Source organism: bacterium (assembly GCA_019912885.1).
GTDB lineage: Bacteria > Lernaellota > Lernaellaia > JACKCT01 > JACKCT01 > JAIOHV01.
This window is the reverse complement of sequence record JAIOHV010000091.1, coordinates 20,717-44,098: the sequence shown is the minus strand read 5'-3', so window position 1 is coordinate 44,098 and position 23,382 is coordinate 20,717. Positions and strand designations below refer to the sequence as shown.

17 protein-coding genes and 1 tRNA gene are annotated in these 23,382 nt (G+C 63.8%); 14 read left to right on the top strand and 4 right to left on the bottom strand.

Annotated elements, in window-relative coordinates; translation table 11 throughout:
* From K8I61_08030 to K8I61_08020, 3 genes are all read left to right on the top strand, one after another.
* The gene (locus K8I61_08030; protein MBZ0271970.1) at positions 1–963 is read left to right on the top strand and encodes an SDR family oxidoreductase; all 963 of its coding nucleotides are present in this window, start codon (positions 1–3) and stop codon (positions 961–963) included.
* A 196-nt stretch (positions 964–1,159) separates the two neighbouring features.
* Positions 1,160–2,137: a UDP-glucose 4-epimerase GalE gene (galE, locus tag K8I61_08025; GenBank protein ID MBZ0271969.1), complete on the top strand. Its 978-nt coding sequence runs from the start codon at positions 1,160–1,162 to the stop codon at positions 2,135–2,137.
* Positions 2,138–3,684: 1,547 nt separating this feature from the next.
* Complete coding sequence (locus tag K8I61_08020; protein ID MBZ0271968.1) at positions 3,685–4,713, top strand: J domain-containing protein; 1,029 nt, start codon at positions 3,685–3,687, stop codon at positions 4,711–4,713.
* 50 nt (positions 4,714–4,763) lie between these two features.
* Here the strand turns inward: K8I61_08020 and K8I61_08015 are convergent, their stop codons facing one another.
* A complete protein-coding gene (locus tag K8I61_08015) occupies positions 4,764–5,873 on the bottom strand; it encodes a hypothetical protein (GenBank protein MBZ0271967.1) in 1,110 nt (369 codons plus the stop codon).
* A gap of 530 nt (positions 5,874–6,403) precedes the next feature.
* On the opposite strand from K8I61_08015, the gene K8I61_08010 reads away from it, so the two are divergent.
* Positions 6,404–7,354: a DMT family transporter gene (locus K8I61_08010; GenBank protein ID MBZ0271966.1), complete on the top strand. Its 951-nt coding sequence runs from the start codon at positions 6,404–6,406 to the stop codon at positions 7,352–7,354.
* Positions 7,355–7,620: 266 nt separating this feature from the next.
* Positions 7,621–7,704, top strand: a tRNA-Leu gene (locus K8I61_08005).
* A gap of 1,758 nt (positions 7,705–9,462) precedes the next feature.
* Here K8I61_08005 and K8I61_08000 read toward each other — a convergent pair.
* Together K8I61_08000 and rfbD are read right to left on the bottom strand one after the other, a co-directional pair.
* Positions 9,463–11,004: a glycosyltransferase family 39 protein gene (locus tag K8I61_08000; protein ID MBZ0271965.1), complete on the bottom strand. Its 1,542-nt coding sequence runs from the start codon at positions 11,002–11,004 to the stop codon at positions 9,463–9,465.
* Between the two features lie 22 nt (positions 11,005–11,026).
* Entirely contained in the window at positions 11,027–11,866 is an 840-nt protein-coding gene (gene rfbD / locus K8I61_07995; GenBank protein MBZ0271964.1) for a dTDP-4-dehydrorhamnose reductase, read from the bottom strand.
* A gap of 80 nt (positions 11,867–11,946) precedes the next feature.
* Here rfbD and K8I61_07990 point away from each other — a divergent pair, with 80 nt between their 5' ends.
* The 4 genes from K8I61_07990 to K8I61_07975 all read left to right on the top strand — a co-directional run bounded on the left by K8I61_07990 (position 11,947) and on the right by K8I61_07975 (position 17,069).
* Positions 11,947–13,389: an RtcB family protein gene (locus tag K8I61_07990; protein ID MBZ0271963.1), complete on the top strand. Its 1,443-nt coding sequence runs from the start codon at positions 11,947–11,949 to the stop codon at positions 13,387–13,389.
* Positions 13,386–15,704 (top strand): TonB-dependent receptor, encoded by a 2,319-nt coding sequence (locus tag K8I61_07985; protein MBZ0271962.1) that lies wholly within the window; start codon positions 13,386–13,388, stop codon positions 15,702–15,704. Before K8I61_07990 ends, K8I61_07985 begins: the two co-directional genes overlap by 4 nt.
* Positions 15,704–16,525 carry a hypothetical protein gene (locus tag K8I61_07980; GenBank protein MBZ0271961.1) on the top strand — a complete coding sequence of 274 codons (822 nt, stop codon included), beginning with the start codon at positions 15,704–15,706 and terminating at the stop codon, positions 16,523–16,525. The genes K8I61_07985 and K8I61_07980 overlap by 1 nt, the downstream gene beginning before the upstream one ends.
* Positions 16,526–16,616: 91 nt before the next feature.
* Positions 16,617–17,069, top strand: a complete 453-nt coding sequence (locus K8I61_07975) for a RidA family protein (GenBank protein ID MBZ0271960.1) — start codon at positions 16,617–16,619, stop codon at positions 17,067–17,069.
* 79 nt (positions 17,070–17,148) lie between these two features.
* Here the strand turns inward: K8I61_07975 and K8I61_07970 are convergent, their stop codons facing one another.
* A complete protein-coding gene (locus K8I61_07970) occupies positions 17,149–17,334 on the bottom strand; it encodes a hypothetical protein (GenBank protein MBZ0271959.1) in 186 nt (61 codons plus the stop codon).
* Positions 17,335–17,378: 44 nt separating this feature from the next.
* Between K8I61_07970 and K8I61_07965 the strand changes: the two genes are divergently transcribed.
* The 5 genes from K8I61_07965 (at position 17,379) to K8I61_07945 (ending at position 23,381) form a co-directional block, all read left to right on the top strand.
* Entirely contained in the window at positions 17,379–17,747 is a 369-nt protein-coding gene (locus K8I61_07965) for a hypothetical protein (protein ID MBZ0271958.1), read from the top strand.
* Between the two features lie 56 nt (positions 17,748–17,803).
* A complete protein-coding gene (locus tag K8I61_07960) occupies positions 17,804–18,973 on the top strand; it encodes an NAD(P)-binding domain-containing protein (protein ID MBZ0271957.1) in 1,170 nt (389 codons plus the stop codon).
* Positions 18,973–20,727, top strand: a complete 1,755-nt coding sequence (locus K8I61_07955; protein ID MBZ0271956.1) for a hypothetical protein — start codon at positions 18,973–18,975, stop codon at positions 20,725–20,727. The genes K8I61_07960 and K8I61_07955 overlap by 1 nt, the downstream gene beginning before the upstream one ends.
* Positions 20,728–20,836: 109 nt before the next feature.
* Entirely contained in the window at positions 20,837–22,810 is a 1,974-nt protein-coding gene (locus K8I61_07950) for a hypothetical protein (GenBank protein ID MBZ0271955.1), read from the top strand.
* Positions 22,803–23,381 (top strand): hypothetical protein, encoded by a 579-nt coding sequence (locus K8I61_07945; protein MBZ0271954.1) that lies wholly within the window; start codon positions 22,803–22,805, stop codon positions 23,379–23,381. The genes K8I61_07950 and K8I61_07945 overlap by 8 nt, the downstream gene beginning before the upstream one ends.
* Position 23,382: the final 1 nt, after the last annotated feature.

Below are 23,382 nucleotides of genomic sequence, written 5' to 3'. Positions count from 1 at the left end.
ATGCCGCGCGTTCTCATCACCGGCTGCGCGGGCTTCATCGGCTCGCACCTGTGCGATCACTACACGGGCCTCGGTTTCGACGTAATCGGCATGGACAACCTGCTGACCGGCAACATGCAGAACATCGCGCACCTGTCGGGCCAGGAAAACTTCTCGTTCATCAAGCACGACGTGACGAACTACATCTTCGTCGACGGCCCCCTCGACTACATCCTGCACTTCGCCTCGCCGGCCTCGCCGATCGACTACCTGGAATTGCCGATCCAGACGCTGAAGGTCGGCGCGCTCGGAACGCACAAGGCGCTCGGCCTCGCCAAGGCGAAAAAGGCGCGCTTCCTGCTTGCCAGCACGAGCGAGGTCTACGGCGATCCGCTCGAGCATCCGCAAAACGAGTCGTATTGGGGCAACGTCAATCCCATCGGGCCGCGCGGCGTGTACGACGAGGCCAAGCGCTTCGCCGAGGCGATCACGATGGCGTATCACCGCTTCCACGGCGTCGAGACGCGCATCGTGCGCATCTTCAACACCTTCGGCCCGCGCATGCGCCTGCGCGACGGCCGCGTCGTGCCCGCCTTCGGAACGCAGGCCCTGCGCGGCGAGCCGCTCACCGTGTTCGGCGACGGCTCGCAGACGCGCTCGTTCTGCTACGTCTCCGACCTGGTCGACGGCATCCACCGCCTGCTGATGAGCGATTACGCCGAGCCGGTGAACGTCGGCAATCCGCGCGAGATGACCGTGCTGGAGTTCGCCAAACGCATCCTCGCCATCACGGGAAGTACGAGCGAAATCGTCTTCAAGCCGCTGCCCGAGGACGACCCCAAGGTGCGCCAGCCGGATATCGCGCTCGCGCGCAAGCTGCTCGGCTGGGAGCCCCGCGTCACGCTGGAAGATGGCCTCAAACGCACGCTCGATTACTTCGCCGAGGCGCTGAACGGCTCCGCGAAAAAGGGGCCCACCGCGTGAGCGTTCCTGTCACCTCTGGGTCCGCCGAACGCTGGGAGCGCAGGCGTCCCGCCTGCTTAGGGTCCGGGTCCGCCGAACCTCCCGCAACGCAACTTGCGACGGAAATTCCCAATACCACATTCCCCATTCCCAATTCGCGCGACCTTCCAGCCTTCGGGCCTTCCAGACTTTCCGTCTCCGTCCGCGGAGCCCTCCCATGAGCGTCCTTGTCGCCGGCGGCGCGGGATACATCGGGTCCGTCACCGCGAAGGTCCTGCTCGGCGCGGGCCACAAGGTCGTCGTCTACGACAACCTCTCGCGCGGGCATCGCGCCGCCGTTCCGCACGGCGCGGCGTTTGTCGAGGCCGATTTGGCAGACGCCGTCATCCTGGCGCGCACGATCCTGACGCACAAGGTCGAGGCGGTCATGCACTTCGCGGCGCACAGCCTCGTGCCCGAGTCGATGCAAAAGCCGGAGCTGTATTTCGGCAACAACGTCGCCACCGGCCTCGTCATCCTGGAGGCGATGCGCGCGGCCGGCTGCAAACGCATCGTCTTTTCGTCCACGTGCGCCACCTTCGGCGTGCCCGAGCGCGTGCCCATCGCCGAGAACGACCGAAAAAATCCCGAAAGCCCCTACGGCGAAAGCAAGCTGATGTTCGAGCGCATGCTGCACTGGTACGTGCGTATCCACGGGTTCTCCGCGGTGGTGCTGCGCTACTTCAACGCGGCCGGCGCGTTCGGCGAGACCGGCGAGGATCACCGGCCCGAAACGCACCTCATCCCGCTCGTGCTGCAGGTCGCGCTCGGCAAGCGCGAGGCGATCAGCGTCTACGGCACGGATTACGACACGCGCGACGGCGCCGCGATCCGCGACTACATCCACGTGCGCGACCTGGCCGAGGCGCACCGCCTCGCGCTCGAAAAGGCGGGGGAGGGCTTTGAGCACTACAACCTGGGCGCGGGCAAGGGCTACACCGTGCGCGAGGTGATCGACGCCGCGCGCCGCGTCACCGGCCACGCCATTCCGTCGATCGACGCGCCCCGCCGCGCGGGCGACCCGCCGGAACTCGTCGCCTCACTCGGCAAGATCCGCGACGCCTGGGGATTCGAACCCGCGCACCCGGAAATCGACGAGATCGTCACCTCCGCCTGGCAGTGGGCGAAGGCACACCCGGACGGCTACCCGGACTGACGCCGCCTTGTTGGGCACGCACCTTTGCTCCTCGTCATTCCTCGCGTCCTGTCATTCTGAGCGAAGCGAAGAATCTCGCTCCGCCTCCCTTGGGACCGTCTTGTCATTCTTCGCGTCTTGTCATTCTGAGCGTCCTGTCATTCTGAGCGAAGCGAAGAATCTCGCCCGACCGTCCTGTCATTCTGACCGTCTTGTCATTCTGAGCGAAGCGAAGAATCTCGCCCCGCCCTGGCACAGCCGCTCTCGGAACGGGGTCCCGCCTGTTTTTACCACCGCAATTTTGTTCACGCCCAGCTGCGGAGTGAGCGGAGCGCGTCGAACGGAGCCGCGCGCGCCCGCCGTGCCGAAGCTTCAGCGAAGGCGGGTAAGCAAGCGGTCGCCCCATTCGCCTGACAAGTCGGCTGTCGAAAGAGCCTCGCACTTCCCGAAAGCCCGGGAACGCCGAGTTCCAGCTCGGCATTTGTTCGCCCGGAAGCACCGTCAATTCGCGCGAAAAACGCCTATACCCGCAACTCGAGGATCCGTGTTATCGTCTGCTCCGACGAAAACACGAGGCTCGCGATGATGTGCGATGTGTGGCGCGACAATAACAACGCAATCACGGAAAGCAGCCCAACCAACGCGGCAGACCGGGAGCCGACCAAGACACGCGCGCCACTACCGACGGTTTTGCCTGCTTGAATTACGCCGGCATTGATGAAGTGACTCGCATTGAAGGGGTTTTTTCAATGTCCGACCAACTGTCAAGGCTTTTCGGCAAGGCCAATGAAGAAGAGTCGCCTCAATCTTCGCGGCTGGAGCGCCGCCCATCTGTTTCAAATAGGAATTCTGGACGGCGGGAGCCGCCAACCGAGCTTGATTGGTCAAAAGCAGAATACATCCCACTTCCGCCGTCCCCACCCCCCTGGGAAGTTGACGGTCGCGACGAATTCAACCGCGAATACGACGATCCGTTGATTGGCCCAGTGATTCGGGCAGGGTTTAATGGGGAGCATACGAAAGTCGTAAAGCTCGCCGCGAACTTGTCCCGCGAACAACGACAAGGTTATGTCGGCGACATAATTGGTAAGGCGTACCGCAAGCTCATCCTCCAGCGGATGCAGTCCGGAAAACTAATCGCTGCTGCGAAACAGTGCGTCGACCTATTTGAGCTGGTTCCCGATGACGTCAAAGATGTCGATCGCAACCGATTTAATAAGATCCTTGCGCAAATGGACAAGGCCGGAACAAAGCACGACTACACTCCCGTTGACGTTCTAGGCCGGTCGTCGTTGCCGCTATTCACGGTGTCGGAAGAATCACCTTGGAGTCTTGCGAGGGTACGAGCGCTCAATAAAGACGAGCGCCCCGACCCGGCGTTCGAGATCGCGGCAATCGACGAGGCTGGCACTTGGTTTCTCGATCGTTCGGGCTCGAGCGTAAAACGCCGAGCGGTAAAATGCGTCCTTCGCCGCGTTGACCGGCACGGGCGCGTCGTCGGGGAACTTGGGTTGCAACATGACGCGTATCGCACAGGGATTGGTGCTGCGGGTTCAAGTATCGCGATTATGGACTCGAGCGGATTCCTTCACGTTTACGACGCCGCGTTGAAAATCGTCGTCGAGACAAACCTTCGCGACGATCCGCGAGTCGTCGAGCATTTCCGGACGATTGATACGAATTATTGGGGGGAGTTCAAATCTCAGGTGCGAGCGGTTGACATCGCCCAAGAGGGCGACCGTTATCTATTCACGTTAGCTGACGAGGCGTGGTGTTGCACATTGGATGGTCGCGCCGTTTGGGGTTTGGTGACGCCGCTAAACGAGGGCTGGAAGCGGGTTGTCGGACGCAGCGAACGATTCGGAGTAGGTTGGGAAGTCGATGCGGCACTTCAGCTCCTTGGTTTATCGCTGCCTGTTAGTCCCGCGGAAATCAAGCGAAGATATCGCACTTTGGCTCTCACTTGCCATCCCGACCGGAATCCCGGCGATCCGGCGGCGGCAGAAAAAATGAAGGCGTTGAACAGAGCGTTCGAGGTTCTGACAGGTGTCGACCCGAAGTCACTCAGTTTCGACGAATCTGATGTCACGTACTTCGCTCGTACGGCGCCCGATTATGTTTGGGAAATCGATGGCGCCCGGTTGGAGTTTTTCTGTGGGACGCCTCAGGATTGGATTTACGAAGCCAGCTTCTCTGGTGACGATGGTGGAAGTTACTTGGCAACATATTCCGGCAAGGTGATTCTGGTTTCAAGAAAGGGCGAACCGATAATCGTATACGATGTTGGGACTTGTCCAACCGAAATTGTCGCCGTCGGACAGTTCACTTACTTCTTGACGCCGACCCGGCTATACGTCGTCGAGAACAAGACCAAACTCGCTGCTTTCCTCGACGTTTTCCATCAAGGACGAATGATCATTTCACGGACGGGGTTTGGGCTCCTTACAAGCAAACGATTGAGGTGGTTCACAAAGGCTGGCGAAAAGATAGGTGAGTTGAATACGCGTGACCCGATCCGGGCAATTTACGCTGTCGACGGAGGTGCGGTCGTGCAAACGCGCCAGCACCAAGTCGTCGTGAACGAATTGGCGTTATAAGCGGCCCGAGAACTTTGGATTACGAAAGTGAATCTGGATTCGAAAGCACATCATTCTTCCATTGTACTCGTAACCCACACATTGGTCTCGCCATTGGCACGCAATTCTACGTATGCCACGCGCACCGCGCCGGTCGGAAGCAAGGCATTAACAAAGTTCCGCTGTCTCGTCGTGAGCGGGGCCAGTGTTTCACCAGCAGCGCGATCGCCAACCAATACGAACAGATTGCCGTCGTTTGATTTCACCTCAAAATCGTGAACCGAGCGATCGGAGCGCGGAATGTGAAGTAACGACGTTACTCCAACCTTGTCCACGAAATACTTTTTTGCGGCCTCAACCAAATTGGTGCGAATAGTCGGCTCATTCGACCAGTCGTCTCGGATGGCAACGGTCTGCGGGTCGTCGTTGGACCCAGGCGCCTTCGGAGAAAACTCAATACCGGCCTCGCGAAACAGCTTTCTGTGGCCGAAGGTTTCGAGAATCAATTCAAAGGTTGGGAAATCAACGAGCGTTCGCTCCGGAACGGCCAGCCATCGTGTCAGTTTCATCAGGGCGTTGCGCATGCTCGGAATTATGCGGAAGTAGTCGCGCGGGTGAAGCGACGTCACGTCGTCATGCGTGACCGCGCGCACCATGGCCTCGCTTTTCCGGTTCATGGTCGTGTAGACATACGGGTTCACCATTACGAGGTACTGGGACATCATGGAGATTTCGAGTTGCGGGTTATCCGCGGCCAGTGCCTCGCAGATCGCGCGGTCGGCCACGCGCACGCTGCTTGCCCGTTCAAGGAGATTCAGTAACGCGCAACAAAACGCCGGATTCGCAGGCGCCATCTTGTTCGCGCTACGCCGCATTTGACCGTATCGCCCTCTTCGGTCCATCAGTTGCCGGTTCAAGGAATAACGATAGAGGTCTTGCAACTCGTCAACGAGAGCGGGCGGCAGCGGCGGATCGTAGGTGAACGTTAAATTGGCGACGGGCTGCTGAGTATCCGCTAGTTTAGCGAGGACGGGGACGATTGCCGAATCCAGCCACCGCTTCTCATGGCGCAGATGTCGCACCACCAAACGGAATGCCTCGGGCGTTGGGTCGAGTCGTCGATAGATCGCCTCAGGATTTGTTCGAAGAAAATTTAGCAAGTCTTCGCGTAATCTCGTCACGACGAAATTTCCTTTTGATCTACGTGCTCTCCGAATTCGAACGACTCGTTCCGGGTTCGGAACGGCCACCGGACGATCGCCTTTTGGCGTTTTCGATCGATGATCGTTGCAAAAAAAGCGGGGAGCCGCAACAGGCGCAGTTGGGGCGCGTAGTGGTTGGAGGCGCGTGCATTCATTTCTGCGCGTCGCGACGGAAGCGGGGTTGGGGTGTTCCGTGCGGATCGGCAGCGGCCCCGTGCCGAGGATACCGCGCGCCGGCAACCCCCTGTCGCGGAGTGTAGCCGTCGCGATTCGGACGAAGCGACGCGGTATTTGAAATCGGTATGCCGGGGCGGTGCGGACCGCGCACTCCGCTTCGCTGCGTTTGCGGCACTGACGTCGCAGCGTAGCAATCGCCTGGCAAGCTGTGAAGGCCGGTCGCTGGCGTTTACGGCACGACCATCGCCGCACGCCCCGCGCGTCTTGCATCCCCGCGCCGCATCGCTTAGGAATAGCCCGCCCGCGCGAAATGCGTTCGGGCGCTTCCTCGTATGCCTCAAGCCGCCGCCCACGAATCGTCCCCCGGCAAGACCGCTCGCGAAATCGCCGACGAGCGTCTCGCGCCCGCGCGCATCCCGCTGCTTCATCGCGGCGTGACGTGGATGCTCCTCGCGCAGTTCCTTTTCGCGATGATGAGCGTGTTCACCCGAGTGGGCGCGAACAGCGTGCCGTGGCCGGAGATCGCCGCGTCGCGTTTCGTCGTCGGCGCGCTGCTCGCGTGGGGCTTTGCCGTTTCGCGCAACCGCTCGCTTCGGATCGTCAATCACAAGGTCGCCTGGACGCGCAGCGTGTTCGGCACGCTTTCCGCGGTCACGGTGTTTTACGTGCTTTCCAACGCACGCATTCCGCTCGGCGACGCGGTGACCATCCACTCCACCGGCCCGATCTACGTCGCGCTGTTGTCCTGGCCGATCCTGAAAGAGCGCGTCGAACCGCGCGTGGCGTGGGCGATCCCGTTCGCGTTCCTGGGCATGGCGCTTGTCGTCAAGCCGACCTTTCAAGTGGCGATCGACCTCGCGCTCGTCGCCGCCGCCGGCGCCGTGGCGTATTCGGTCGCGATGGTGTCGCTGCGCATGCTCGGCCCCGGCGAGACGCGCGAGGCCATCGTGCTGCATTTTTCGATCTTCGCGTCCGTCGTGTTCTGCGTCGCGTCGGCGCTGACCTGGGAGACGCCGAGCGCCGAGGCCGCGGCCTATCTGCTTTTGACCGGCCTCACCGGCGGCCTCGGCCAGCTTGCCATGACGACGGCGTATTCGCTGGAGCGCGCGGCGAAAATCAGCTCGCTGTCTTACATCGGCGTCATCATGGTGCACCTCCTGGCGATCCCCGTTTTCGGCGAGCTGCCGGGCGCGTGGCAGATCGTCGGCACGCTCCTAGTCGTCGGCGCCGGCGCGATGGCCACTCTGAAGCTGGGATTCGAGCAGCAGGCGCGCAGCGGGTAAGCGAGAAAATGCGGATTGCGGATTGCGGATTGAATCGCATTTCAACACGAAGAAGACACTGAGAGCACGGCCTTGCCACCCTGAGCGAAGCGAAGGGTCTTCGCGGTCAAATGGCGAGATCCTTCGCTGCGCTCAGGATGACAGACACTCAATCCTCAATCCTCAATCCTCGATCCTCGATCCTCAATCCTCAATCCTCGATCCTCGATCCTCGTCCGATCGTTTGACACGCCAACGCTCGCGACTAAACTCCTTTCCGCCGCGCCGCCAAGGTGGCGAAACTGGTATACGCACGAGACTCAAAATCTCGCGTCCGCAAGGACATGCGGGTTCGATTCCCGCCCTTGGCATTGCATGCAAGAAGATTCCCATCGCGATCGGTCCGTCGATCGCACGGGGCGGCGTTTGTCCGCCGAACGTGACGCGGCCGGGCTCGGCGCGCCACCGGACGGGTTAGGGACCGCCGCGATCCCCTGGTGGCGATCCGATGCCGCGGGCCTTTCGCTCGTCGTCGTCGCCGCGCTGATCCTTCTCGCCCTGAGTTATACGACGCTTCAATCGTCGTCGTATCCGACCGGCAAGGACGTCTATGGGCATCTCATCAACGTCCGCCTCATCGAATATCGATTGAACGAAGGCGGCGAGGCCTACGAGCCTCCGCTGTTCGACATCCTTTTCAACCGGCACGTGCGCTATCCTCCGATCCGTTACGTGCTCGCGATCGCCGTTCGCGACCGACTTGCGGAAAAAGTCGGCTTTTACGTTTCGACCGTCGCCTCGCAATATCCCTTTTTCCTTCTGCTGATGTTGTCCGTATACGGACTCGCGCGCGCGTACGCGCCGCCGCTATACGCCGCGGGCGTTACGGCCGTCGTCGCCATGTTGCCGGAGACGCTTCCGGAGCTTTCCCAGTTCACGCCGGCCATGCCCCTGGCCGCGACGACGCTGGCGGCGCTTTTCGTGTTGCTGCGGATGGATGTATTCGTCCGGCGCCGCTCGACGCTCGCCTTCGCGGCCATCTGCGGCGGCGGAGCCATGACGTATTACCTCTTTGTCATTTACATATTTCCGATCACGGCGTTGACGTTTGCGCGTCGATGGCGAGCCTCGACCCCTGGGCTTCGCCGGAACATCGTTCGCAACGGCCTGCTTGCGTTTGCCATCGGTCTCATTATCGGCGCGCCGTATTACCTGAATCCCGACACGATCTACCCGCTTCTGGGCGAATACGGCCGCGAGGCATCCGACATCATCGACGACATCGAATTCGACGACGCGGACGACGCGCTCATCGCCACGAGGCCGTTTCGCGCGTTTTACCGATATGCGCGAATCCTCCTGGAGCGCAGTTGGCCGTTTTCGTTATGGCCGCTTCTCATCGTTTTTCTCCTCGCCCGGCGAAGGTGGCGCGACAACCACTTCGGCCCCTTCGTCGTCGTCGCCGCGTCGGGGATACTCGTTCTGCTCTTTTTTTATGGCACCTTCGAGGACTACCTCGCGCCGCTGTTTCCGTTGGGCGTCGTCGTCGCGGCGTCAGCCTTTCGCGGCATGAATCGGGTGCTGCGCCTCGTCCTGGTACTGGCGACCGTCGTCGGCGGCGGGCTCACGGCTTATCGAAATATCGAAGACGTGCCGAAGATCGGGCGCGGCACCTATCTGCGTGCCGCGAAAATCGTGTTTGCCGGCTGCGACGAGGAGCGGACGCGCCGCGTCATCTGGGGCAACTGCCGGTTCACCGACCGGGCTTACATGTTCGGCCGCGTCTGCGGATTCGATATCGAAACACTCGAGACCGCGGCGCTCGACGACAATCCGCGTTCACCCGACGAAATCGATTTTATCGTTGTGGATGGTTACAGCGTCTTCGAGCAGATCGTCCCGTGGAATCGGCTCTTGCCCGATTTGGCGGCCTGTCGTCTCGAAGTTCGCCACGATCGCGTGACTGATCGCATGTCGCTCTTCTTCAACGGCGTCAACGTGCGCGACCGTTTCGAGCGCGTGCCGATCTATGAGGCGCCGCGCCGTTTCGATCGCGTCCAGATGCGCGTCTACCGGCGCAAGGGATTCCGGCCATTCGGCCCGCGCGCCGCGAACGCGTGGGGCGCCGCTCAGCCGTCGTCGGCGCCGCCCGTGTTATCGGCCGCGCCCGAATCCTTGGCCGCGCCCACGCCATCGCCCGCCGGCGCGACCGCTCCCGAATCCGCCAAGCCACCGCCGGGCTCCACCTTGTAAACCGCGTATTTTTTGTCCGACGACCAGAACACGCGCTCGAACGCGATGCCCCGCCACGTGGCGAGCCGCGCCTGTTCCGGCAGGCGCATCAGCGGCGCGAAGTCGATGGGTGACCCGTATTGGTACGCGAGATAGATGGGTCCGCCTTCCGATAACCGGCGATGGACCTGGTCGCCGTCGAGCCTTCCGGTTGCGTCGCTGATGTCCGCGCCGATCGCGCGCTCGCCGCCAAGTTTGGCCTCGACTTGCAGATAACCCTTGTCGCTCGTCCCGATCATCACGCGGCCCTCGTCGATGCCGGACAGGAACGCCGCCTGCTCGGCCAGACCGCGCGCGGCGGCGAAGCGGCGATTGTCCTTCACCGTCACGGACAACGACCACACCGCGACAAGAGTCAGCGTCGCCGCCGCCGCGATACGCCCGCCGCGCGATCCGCGCGCGAGTCTTTCGAGCGCGCGCCCGGCCTGCGGAATCATCATCACCACCACCGGCATGACGTATTTGGTTTCGTTGGTTCCCATCGAACCGCCGGCCGTGCGCGCCATGAAAACCAGAATCGTGGCGATCCACGCAAAAAGGAGAGGGCGCGCCGCTCGCGAGCGCCACGCAAGCCCAATTGCCGCCAGCCCGAGTAGCAGCGTTGGCAACGGCGCGTAGCGGGCGAGGATGACCGGCCACTGGACGATCCGCTCGGCGACCGACAGATCGCCCATGTGCACTTCGGCGACGCGCCCGGCGACCGCGAGAAAATGGAACGGCCTGCCGCTGTAGTCGTAGTTGTACGCGAGCCAAGCCACCGGAAACGCCGCGGCGCATGCGTTGAAGACAAGGCCCGTCGACACGCGGCGCACAAGCGCAAACACGCCGGCGATGGGGAGCACGATCCATCCGTCGAAACGCGTCGCGGCGGCGAGCGTGAACAAAAGGCCGGCCGCGAGCGCGTCAAACGCGCGGCCGTCGCGCGTCTCGAAACGCGCGAGGGCGGCAAAGCCGGCCACCAGGAAAAACGCGTAGGGCATCATCTCCAGCCCTACGACGGAAAGCCGGATCCCATGCGGATGAAACGCGAGCAGCAGCGTCGCCGCGATCGCCGCGCCGGCGCCCCAAAGCCGCCGCGTCACGAGCCACACGACGATGAACAGGGCGATGGAAGAAACGAACGCCAATACGCGCGCGGCCAGAGTCGGGTCCGGCACAAACGCCATCGTCGCGGCGATGAGATAAAAGCTCGCCGGCCCGTACGTGATGTCCGGAACGATGCGTTCGCTTGTCACCCACTCGGCGACAAACAAGCCCCGGTCGTAAGCGTTGTGATGAAAGTCGATGCCGTTGTCGGACTGCGTGAAGGTCCAAACGCGCAGCACGACATACAACGCGAACACGCCCGCCGCGATGGCGCCCTCGCGCGTGCGTGTCATGCCGCGGGCGCTCGGAAGTACGTCATGACGATGACGCCAGGTAGTCCGCGAGCGCCGCGTCCCACGCGCGCGGGCGATATCCCGTCAGGCCGACGAGACGATCGCACGAGAGAACCGAATTCGCCGGGCGCCGCGCCTTTTGTGGATATTCGGCGGTGGTGCAAGGCGTCAGGCGCGCCGCGTGCGGCTCGAGTTCGAGAATGCGGCTCGCGAGCCCGAACCACGTCGTCGCGCCCGCGTTCGTCGCATGCACCGTGCCGCGCGCATGGCTCGCGACGCACGCGAGGATCGCGGCGGCCAGATCGCGGACCCACGTCGGCGAGCCGCGCTGATCGTTCACCACGCGCAACTCCTCGCGCTCGTCGGTAAGGCGCCGGATCGTGTCGACGAAATTCCGACCGCCCGCGCCGTAAAGCCATGCCGTGCGCACGATGAGATGCCCGTCCGGCAACTCGCGGCGCACCGCCTTTTCCCCCGCGAGCTTGCTGCGCCCGTAAGCCGATCGAGGATTCGCCGCGTCGTCTTCGATGTAGGGCTCCGCCTTCTCGCCGTCGAAAACGTAGTCCGTGGAAATATGCACGAGCCGCCGCCCGTTTTCGTGGCACGCGCGCGCCAGGTGTTCGGGAATCAGCACATTGCCCGCGCGAACGGCACCGGCGTTCGCGGGATCCTCGCAACCCTCCACGTCCGTGAACGCCGCGCAATTGATCACGACGCGCACCCCCGGAGCGCGGACAAGATCGTCGGCCGCGCCGCCTTCGGCGAGGTCGCCGTCCGCGTGCGTATGCGTTCGGGGCTCAAAGCCCGCGTCGCCGAGCGCGGCAACGACGGCGCGCCCCAGCATGCCCGTGGCGCCCGTCACAACGCACCCCGTTAGTCTCGTAGCCGGCATCCGTAAGCGCGATAATAGGTCACGCGCCGCGGCGCGCACAGGGGGCCGCCATGATCGATGGATTCCGCGAAGTCTCCCGGCATCGCTGGGAGATCCCGCGCGAGCCGGGCATGAACGTGCCCGGCATTCTCTACGCGTCCCGGGCGCTTCTCGACGCCGCGCGGAAGGACAAGGAGGTGCTGAACCAGATCCGCAACGTCGCTCGCCTGCCCGGCATCGTCGGCGCCAGCATGGCGATGCCCGACGCGCATTGGGGTTATGGCTTTCCGATCGGCGGCGTTGCCGCGTTCGACGCGAAGGACGGCATCATCAGCCCCGGCGGTGTGGGATACGACATCAACTGCGGCGTGCGCCTGGCCGCGACCGGCATCGACGCGAAGAACGTGCGCCCGATCCTCGAACGCGTCGTGCGCGGGCTGTTCAACGATGTCCCGTGCGGTTTGAACCAGCGCGGTCCCGTCCACCGCGCCGGAAAGCAGCTTGACCGCGTACTCGTCGAGGGCGCGTCGGCGATGATCGACGACGGCTTCGGCCGTGCGGACGATCTGCGGCGCACGGAGGCGGGCGGCCGCCTGCCCGACGCCGACCCGGCCGAGGTTTCGATCCGGGCGCATGAACGGGGCGGCGATCAGATCGGCACTCTCGGATCAGGCAACCACTTCCTCGAGATCGACGAGGTGGATGAAATCTACGACGAAGCGTGCGCCAGGGCCTTCGGCCTGCGCAAGGGACAGCTCGTGCTTTTCATCCATAGCGGCTCGCGCGGCCTTGGGCATCAGGTCTGCCAGGACTTCGTCGCGCGCATGAAAAACATCGACAGGGCACAGCATCTTCCCCTGCCGGATACGCAGCTTGCCTACGCGCCATTTGCCGATCCCTCGGGGCAGGCGTACTTCCACGCCATGTGCGCCGCGGCAAACTTCGCCTGGGCCAACCGGCAGACGATCATGCACCTGGCGCTCGAATCGCTGAAGCGGACGATCGGCGTTGGCGACGACGAACTCGCCGCGCGCCTCGTTTACGACGTCGCGCACAACATCGCGAAGATCGAAGAGCACGAGATTGACGGCCAAAAACGCACGGTGATCGTGCATCGCAAGGGCGCGACGCGTGCATTCCCGCCGGGCCATCCCGAACTGCCAAAGGAGTACCGCGAGGCCGGCCAGCCGGTCATGATTCCCGGCGACATGGGCCGCGCGAGTTTTGTGCTCGCCGGGCGGCCCGGTTCGATGACGCAGACTTTCGGGAGCTGCTGCCACGGCGCGGGGCGGCGTCTTTCCCGAACGCAGGCCCGGAAGATCGCCCAAGGGCGATCGATCGCCGATGAGCTTGCGGCCAGGGGGATCGTTGTCGAATGCCACGACAAACGCGCGCTTGCCGAGGAAATGCCCGAAGCCTATAAGGATGCGGCTGACGTCGTTCGCGTCATTCACGAGGCCGGGATCGCGGCGCGTGTGGCCAGACTGCGTCCCATGGGAGTGATCAAGGGGTGATTCTCGCCTATTTCGGCGTATTCCGGCGCCGCTTCCTTTATCGCGCCCGCGCGGCGTCCTGGTTTGCGGCGGTCGCTTTTCTGTTTGTGCAGGCGCCGCAAGTCTTCGCGGCGGGCGCCGTCACCGGCGCCGTCTTCGACGACGAAACGCTCATTCCCCTTGCCGGCGCCGAGGTTTCCCTCGAAGGAACGGATTTCTCCCAAACCACGGACGACGAAGGCGCCTTCACGTTCAAGGACGTCCCCGACGGAGAATACGTCGTCGCCGTCGAGGCGCTTGGTTTCGAGCGTCGCACCGCGCCCGTCACTGTTGCGGGCGGCGAGGCGAAAATCGAAATGCTGCTTTCCCCCTCGGCCGAAGGCGCGCGCCTCGCGGAAGTCACCGTCAGCGCGCGCCGCGAAACGGTGGACGTCGCCAAACAGACGCTCTCCGGCGAGGAGATCCGCACCGTGCCCGGCGCGGCGGGCGATGCGATCCGCGTCGTGCAGTCGCTGCCGGGCACCGCGAATCTCGGCCCGAGTGCGTTTGGACAAAACGGCCTTGTCATCCGCGGATCAAGCCCGGAAGACAGCCGCTACTTTGTCGACGGTTTCGACATCCCGCAGCTCTTCCACTTCGGTGGTCTGTTGACGGTCGTCAATTCCGAGTGGCTCTCGTCGCTCGATTATTACGCGGGCGGCTACGCCGTGCGTTACGGCGAGGCGATGGGCGGCATTGTCGATCTGCGTTCGCGCCCGCCGGTGCACGACGATTTTTCGGGCGTCATCGATGTGACCAACTACGCGAGCTTCGCGCTCATCGAATCGCCGCTCTCGAAAAACGGCGAATTCGCCGGCGGCTTCGCGATCCGCCGCAGTTTCATCGACTTCATCCTGCCGGAGTTGATCCCGGAAGATGAGGCGCAATTCACCGTCCTGCCGCGCTTCTACGACTATCAGGCGGCGGTAGAATATACGCCGAACGAACAGAACACCCTGCGGGTCTTTGCGTTCGGCTCGGACGATCAGCTCGGGCTCGTGCAGGAGGAAACGGACGAACAGCGCCCCACGGCGACGCAGTCCTTCGACCTGAACGCCTGGTTCCATCGGCCGATCCTCTCCTGGGGGTTCACACCGTCCTCAACCTTCGACAACCGCCTGGCCGTCGCGCCGGTCTGGCAGGATGTGCATATCGCGATATTCGACGACAACTTCTTTGAAATCAGCGGCGAGGACATCGAGATCCGCGATGACCTCGTCTGGCGCGTCGCCGAGTGGAACACGATCGGATTCGGCCTCGAGGGCGCGCTTGCGCGTTTCAACGTCCGCGCGGACATCGTGCGCCCGCCCAAGGAAGGTAACCCCGGCGGCGCGGACCTTTTCAACGAGCAGTCGTATCTTTACGACGAGGAACTCCGCTTCGCGTACGGCGCGGCATACATCGAGGACTCCATCGACCTGGGCGGCGTCGCCACCGTCACGCCAGGCGTGCGCGCCAGCACGGGAGGATTCGAATCGGACACGCAAAGCGGGCGGCTGTCGCACGTCGATCCGCGCGCGTTCGCGCGCATCTACGCGACCGACGCGCTGACATTCAAGGGCGGCGCGGGTGTTTATCACCAGTACCCCGAGCCGGACGAGTTGCTCGACCCCTTCGGCACGATCGATCTGGTCTCCGAGCGCGCGGTGTCCTTTTCCGCGGGCGCGGAATACGTGTTCGAGGATTCGTGGTTTGTCGACGTGCAGGGTTACTACAAGAAGCTCGATCGGCTCGTCGCGCGCACCGGCGCCGACGATGAGGAGCCGTACGACAACGCGGGCATCGGCCGCATCCACGGCGCGGAACTGCTCGTGCGCAAGGAGCTTGTCGACCGGCTCTACGGCTGGCTCGCGTACACCTATACCGTCAGCGAGCGCCGCGACCGCCCCGGCGACGACTGGCGCTACTTCGATCAGGACCAGCGCCACAACGTCGTCGTGCTGGCTTCCTACAAGCTCGGCGAAACCTGGCGCGCGGGTGCGCGGTTTTCGTACGCGACCGGCCTGCCGTACACGGAAGTCGACAACGCGATCTACAACGCCGACACCGACTCCTACATCCCGATCTTTTCGGAGGACGTGAACGCGAAGCGAAATACCGAATTGCATCAGCTCGACCTGCGCGTGGACAAGACCTGGCCGTTTCAGGCTTGGACCCTGGCGACTTACCTCGATATCCATAACGTCTACGCGCGACGGCAGCCGGCCGGCTATCTCTACAATTTCGACTACACCGAGCGCGAGGCGGTGACCTTTCCGACCTTCTACCCGACGCTCGGCGTGCAGGGGAGGTGGTGATGCGTCGATTCGCCGCGCCGCTGGCCGTCGCCGTCCTGGCGTTTGCCGCCTCCTGCGGCATTCCGGAGTTCGATGCGCCGAATATCGTCGAGAGCCGGCGCATCCTCGCGATCCGCGCCGAGCCGCGCGAGGCCGCACCTGGCGATACGGTGACGATCGAAGGTCTGGCCGTCGAAAAGGACGGCACGCCGTATGTCGGGCCGGTCGCGTGGATCGTCACGGGATCGCTCGACCTCAACTACGGCGAAGCCGATACGCCTGACGAACTGCCGGCCGGCGAGGCGTATTTGCAGCCGCCGGACGGCCCGCCGTTTACGTTCACGGTTCCCGAAGGGCGTGATTTCGTCGAGCGCCTCGGCGAATACGATCCCGCCGGCACGGTCCTGACGATCGCGATGGCGATCGGCGATCTGAACGCCGATCCGACGATCGCCATCAAGTCGCTCATCGTCTCCGACGCCCCGGTCAAGCAAAATCCAGAGTTTCACGAGATCCGCGTGATCGTCGAGGGCAAGGACGTGGCGCCCGGCGAGGACGGCATCACCCCCGTGGGCCGCGCCGGTCAGATCAAGCTCGTCGCGGACGTGGAGTTTCCCACCGGCGGCGACGCCACCTTTCACTGGTACTCGGCGACGCGCGGCATCGACTTCAATGTGGAAAAGGCCACAAGCTGGCGCCTGCCCAAAAAGGCCGGCCTCTACGATCTGTATTGCGTCGCGCGGGAAAACTCCGAAACGATCGTCGGCAAGGCGGGCGATATCCGCATTCGCAGCGCCGGAGTGGACTGGGAGCGCGTCACGGTGGAAATCGCGGACGAATAACGATAAATTCTGCGGTTTCGCGGCCGCGCCGCCCCACGAAACTCGCCCGATCCGGCCGATCGCGGCGAATCCCGCCCCTTTCGGAGAAACCATGACCCTGAAAAAGCGGCCCGTCAGCGCGAAAAGCGTGTTGAACGAGGCCTACGACTACGAAAACCCGGTTCCGTTTTCGCGCGCCTATCGCGTGGATGCGAATGGCGTGACGCACCTTTACATCAGCGGCACCGCGGCGGTGAACGAGCGCGGCGAGTCCGTCGCGCCGGGAAACCTTGCGGCCCAGGCCGCGCGCATGTTCGAAAATGTCAGCGAACTGCTGACGGGCCAGGGCGCATCGTGGAACGACGTCGTTCGTACGACGTTTTACTTTCGCGACATCGATCGCGACTACGGCCCGATGAGTCGCCTGCGCTCGGAGTTTTTCAAGAGTGTCGGCCTGACCGCATTTCCCGCGAGCACGGGCATCGAGGCGCGCCTGTGCCGTCCGGAACTGTTGATCGAGATGGAGGCGCTGGCCATTTACGAGACGCCACCGGATACGGCCTGAAGCGCGCGCTCGCGGCGCGGGGGAATTATCCCCGCGTTGTGACGACAATGGCCGAAAATGAGAACTCGCAAGTCGGATTCTACTTATCCGGCTCGCCCGGCTTCAATTTTGATGTCGAATTCGCCTGGCGGGCCCGAATGAGGCCGGCCGCGAATGGCCCTGGCGGCGCGCCCATGCGCAAAAAATTCCCAATGGGAACGGCGATAAACGAAAGCGCTTGAAAGACGATTCGTTTTGGTGATAGCGTGCCATAGCGCTCGATCATCTTTAATTTTCCACCTACTTCATCGTTTCCGCGGAGGGGATCGTATGGCCGGCGAATTGACAAAAACTTTGCAACAGGAAATTCGGAATCTCAATCGTGATATCGAGGCGTTAGAGTTTCAACTGGCCGAAAAACGAAAGTCCCTCGAGCTGCTTACGGAACTCACCGAACGGTTGCGCAAGGAAGTCAAAAAGGCCCGCCGGCGCAGCAAGCAGCCTATCTCGCCGATGATCATGAAGGTGCTCTCCGGGCGAAAAAAGCCGGCGAATCCCAAGCAGATCGGCGAGGGTTTGCAGCGCGTCGGCTACGTTGGATCGCCCGCGGTCATGTACGCGACGCTCGGCCGCCTCGTTCGCGCCGGAAAGCTCACGCGCGACGGCAAGGGCCATTACAGCCTGGCCGCCGGCGCCTGATCGGCCGCCGGCGCCGACGGGGCGCCGGTGCGCGTTTTCGCATACGCTGATACGCGATGATCGATTGGCTCATCATCGGCGGCGGCGTTCACGGCCTTCATCTGCTGGTCGTGCTCGCCGCGCGTCTTGGTGCGGCGGGAGCGCGCGTTCGTCTTGTCGACGCGCACGGCACGCCGCTTGCGCGCTTCAACGAATGCGCCAGCAACACCGGGATGACGCATCTGCGTTCACCGTCGGTGCATCACGTGGCCCTGCGCGATTTCCCGATCGAACGTTTCGTCGCCACGCCGCGCGGTCGCGGATTTCGCGACTTCGCGGGTCCGTACAGCCGTCCGTCGCTGGCGTTGTTTCTGGCGCACGCGCGGGCGGCGATCGAACGCTATCGCGTCGCGCCGCTCATCGAGCGCGCCACCGTCTCCGGGCTTGCGCGAATGGGCGGCGGCTTGCGCGCCGAAACGGATCGGGGCGCCATCGACGCGCGGCGCGTGTTGCTGGCCCTTTCGCCGACCGACACGCCGCGCGTGCCCGAGTGGGGCAGGCATCTTTCCCCGCGCCGCGTTCGGCACATCTTTGAGCCAGGCTTCTTGCGCGAGGAATGGGAGCACGAAAGCCCCGTCGTGGTGATCGGCGGTGGGCTTTCGGCGTACGACACGGCGATCAACCACGCCGTGTCGCGCCCCGGCGAGGTGACGCTCATCTCGCGCCGCGAATCCGAGGTGCACGATTTCGACAGCGATCCCGGCTGGCTCGGGCCGAAATTTCTGCGCGGATTTCATCAAGAGCCCGATCTCGTCCGCCGGCGCGAGATCATCGAGCGCGCGCGGTATCGCGGTAGCGTCACGCCCGACGCGGCCGAGCGCCTGGAGAGCCTCGAACGAGACGGGCGCGTCACGCATCGGCTCGGCGCGGTCACGCGGGCGACCGAAGATGCGGATGGCGTGACGCTGGCGCTTTCCGACGGCCGCGAGGTGCGCGCCGGCTCGGTCATTCTCGACACCGGATTCGGAGAGAAGCGGCCCGGCGGCGCGTGGCTCGATCGCGTTATCGACGATTTCGGCCTGCCCCTTGCGCCCGACGGATTTCCACGCGTTAATTACGATCTTTCCTGGGGCAACGGTATCCACGTGACCGGTGCGCTTGCGGAGCTCGAACTTGGCCCTGCCGCGCGAAACATCGCCGGCGCTCGCGCCGCGGGCGAGCGCCTGGCCGCGATCGCGGAGATCTGATGCGCCAAATCACACGACGGATTTTCATTCTTCTGGCCCTTTTTGCTATCTCGTTCGCCTTGGCATGCGCGGACGATCCCTCCGGCGGCGACACCACGCTCCACGGCGCCAACCTCGCCGGCGATGACACCGCGGGCGCCGGCGACGACGACGGCGGCGACGTGGTGGATGACCCCGTTCTGCCCAAGGGCGACGTCCATCTCGTTTTTCACCCCACGTCCTCGCGCCCCACGACGCACCTTGTTGGGTGGAACGTCGGGCGCGGCACCTGGTACGCGCCGCCGGACGATCCCGTCCACCCCGAGTGGCGCACGCCCGCGCTGACGGAAGCCTTCGCGCGGCTTGCGCAGGTTCGCGCCGCGAGCGGAAATCGGCCGCTCGTGCGTTTTTCGGGATTGCAGATCGACGGAACGCTCGGCGGCGACGGCTATCACTTCTGGGATCTCGTGCGCCAGGACCGCGCTGTCACGCCCGAGGACAACATGGCGCCGTTCGAGTTCTTCGCGATCGTCGACGAGATCGACGCCGATCCGCGCGTGACGTTGAACTTCGGCTCCGGCACCGCGGACGAGGCCGCGCGTTACGTCATGCACCTGAATGGCGAGTCGGCGGCGAGCGACGCGGCGCAAGCGCGGCAACATTGGGGCCATCCCGCGCCATACGACGTGCCGGTTTTCGAAATCGGCAACGAGTCGTACGGATTCTGGAACACGGGATTTCTCACCTATGGGCCGTATTCGTACGCCAATCCGCTCGCGATCGGCGGCGGCGATCCGGACTGGCACGGCCGCCCCGCTTCAGGCGCCGCGAACTTCTCCGCGCGCGCCCTGGCGTACATCGACGCCGTGCTCGCCGTCGAACCCGCCGCGCGGTTTCGCGTTCCGCTGACGCAGGCCTCGATGACCGGGTGGGGCGGTTTAAACAAGGCGCTTGGGGCGCTCGAGCCTTTATTGCAGCATCCAGCGGTCGAGGCGGTGGTGATCCACCACTACCAGGTCGACGACGCGGCCGAGCTCGGCTACCCGGAACGCAACGCGCCGGCGATCATCCTGGCCGGCTCCGAAATCTTCGCGCCGCTTTTTCACGAGCTGCGCCTTGGTCTTGCGGCGATTCCCCGCTTCGTGCCGCTCGATATCGTCGTCACGGAATACCACGTCGCCGGCGCGTTCTCGAAGCTGGGGTTCAAGCTCGGCGATACGGCGGCCGTGGGACTCGGCATCGCCGACATGCTGCTGCTCTACGACGAGATGCGTATCAAAGACGTGTGCCAGCACATGGCGATCAATTTCGACGATTCCGGCGAATTGTTGTTCGAACCGTGGTACAACCCGTTTCGCATCGTCGACGGAGAGCTTGCCGAGATGCCGTCTTACCGCGTCACGCGCATGATCGCCGAGCGCCTTCATGGCCGATCCGCGAAGGTGGACGTGCAATCCCCGCTTCGCGCCTTTGATTCGAAAACAAAAACGCTGAGTTACCCGATCGCGCGCGCGGCGGGTTTCGTCGATGTCATCAACCGCCACGCGTCGGTCATCGTCCTCAACCGCGAATTTGTCGATCCGCGGCCGCTGACGATCGACGCGCCGGAAGAATGGTCCGTCGCAAGCGTGACCGCTTATGCGCCGGGTACGGTCGATAAGCCCGGACCCGCCGCGGCGCCGGTCGAGATCCCCTGGACAAGCGCCGGCGCCCGCACGTCGATGACGGCGCCGCCGCACGCCCTGATCGCAATCGACCTCGTGCGCGAACCCTGAAGCCCAGGCGAAATCGCTTCTTGCGCCGAAGTCGCGGTTTCAATGGTGCGCCGTCGTGCTATGCTCCATTCATCGAATTCAGGCCGGGTAACGACATCGGGGATCTATCTTGAAACGCCTATTCTCTGCTTTTACGGTGCTGCTTTTCGCGGCAGTGGCCGCCATCGCCGCGCCGGGTCCGGGCGGCCATCTGGCGGCGAAGGCTCGCGCCATGCGCGACGCCGCACCGAAGATTTCGCCCTCCGTTGAGGTCCAGGCGACGCGCGCGCGCCTCGCGCGCCTTTCGCGTCTTATGAATCGCAAGGCGGGCAAGGCCGGCAATCCGCTTTCCGCCGTTTCGATCGACGTGTCGATCGACGCCGACGAAGCCACGGGCTCGATCGCCGTTGACACCACACTCGTGCTGGCGGCGGAGGAAGACGGCGTCAATGTGGCCGAACTCTATCTCGATAACCTTGGCACGCTCACCGTCACGGACGGCGACGCCAACGCGCTCGATGTCATCTGGGTTCCCGAGGACTTCGTCGCCGTCGTTACGCTGCCCGCGACGCTGAACGCCAACGACACCGTCACGCTGCACGTCTCGAATGCCGGCGTCCCCGCATGCGACCCCGACGACTTTTTCGGCATGACGTTCTGCTACGTGAGCGAACAGATCGTCTTCACGCCGATCGCCGATTGGCTCGCCGTGCCCGCGCCCTATCTCATCGAAGAGCTCTACATGGACGCCGCGATGGCGCTGCATATCGAGACGCCGCCGGGCTACATCGCCGTCACCACGGCCGATCTTGTCGAGATCGAGGATCTCGGCGACCGGCTCGTGCATCATTTCGAGGCCGCGTTTCCCGTGACGTACGTCGGTTTCGCTTACGCGCCGTTCGAGACGTTCGATGCGGTCACGCCGGGCGGTGTGCCCGTGACCGCGCTCGTCCACACCGGCGCGCTCGACTTCGGGCAGGCGTGGGCCGATATCAGCGCGGATATCATCGACTTTTACGAGTCCGTCTTTTCGCCCTACATCTTCAACAAGCACGACGTCGTGCAAACGATCGACGAGCTCGGCGGCGGCGTCGGACCGCAGTCCGCCACGTTCTACTACGCCTCCGCGCTCACCACCGATCCCGAGAATTTTTCCTCGGAGTCGATCTTCTCGCACGAGATCGGCCACCAGTGGTGGGGCAACATGATTCGCCTCGGCGACACGCAGTCGCCCTGGCTGAACGAGGGCTTCGCGGAATACTCCTCGCGCCTGTACGGATACGAGGTCTGGCCCGCGTATTACCAGGACTACCTCTACGAATTTTACTTCCGCTACTTCCAGATCGTCATCGCGCCTGACGGCGAGGCGACGCTCTCCGGCGACGGCGCGTTTTCGTCCGACAGCCTGCGATACCAGGCCGCGACGTACTGGAAGGGGGCGCACTTCCTGCGCATCCTCGAATGGCTGCTTGGGGACGACTTCTTCGTCGCGATGTCCGAATACGCCTCCGAACACTCGATGGACGCCGGTGGCGCGCTCACCACGGTGGACGCTTTCCGCGAAAAGCTCGAAGAGGTGTCCGGCCGCGATCTCACGGAACTTTTCGAGCGATGGGCGTACGGCCGCGGGTTTCCCATCTACAGCATCGCCATGGAGTTCCCCGGCGAGGATGAGCAAAACCCGAACCTGATCCGGGTGCGCATCAAGGAGACGCAATCCGGCGAGCCGTTCGATCTGCCCGTGGAGGTCGCCCTGTATGACGCCGCGAGCGACGAGCCGGGCGTTATCCGGCTTCCGCTTGAAAACGGCGTCGCGGATGTCGTGCTGCCTCTCGACGGGCGGCCGCGCGGCGCCGCCGTCGATCCCTCCTTCCGCATCTGGGGCGACAAGGTTTTCGCGCTCGCCGGTGACGTAGACGGGTCGAACGTCGTGGATGGCCTCGACCTGGTTTACGCCGCGTGGACCTGGGGCGGCGAGGCGTTCAGCGGATCGAAATGGAATTATTTCGCCGAAACGGATTTCAACCGCGACGGCATCGTGGACGACGCGGACGTCGCGCTCGTAACGGGCAATTTCGGGCGGGAGGGCAAGATCGATGGCTGAGCGTTTCCGGACCATCGCGCTGTTTGCGCTCATCGTTGCGCTTCCGATATTCGCCGCAAGTTGCAGTTGCGGCGTCGGCGATAACGGCGGCGGGGACGACAAGGACGACGGCCCCGCGTTCGCCGTCGAATTCACGCCGGACGAAGCGGGCGGCGACGGCGAAATCCGCCTCACGTTCGGCGAGGCCAAATCGAACACGTTCACGCTGCGCCTCGTCGGCGATGCCGTCTCGCTCTATGGCCTGGGCGCACGCCTTGCGTTCGAAACCGACATCATCGAACTGACGGCGGTCACCCCCGACGCCGCCCTCGGCGCGGACGGCGAGTCGATCGCGCACGGCGTCGCGACAAAGCCCGGCGCGGTCCTCGGCGCGTCGCGCGCCGGCCGCGTTCCGAACGTGATGCTGGAGGTCGGCGAGCCCGCCGCGACGCTGACATTCCGCATCAAGGTCGCCGGTTCGACCGACATTTCCTTCGACGAAGAGCAATCGAGCGCGCTCGACGAAAACCTCGAACCCGTCGCGATTTCCGCCTGGCGCGGCGGTCACGTCACCATCGTCCCCGCGTCGTAAC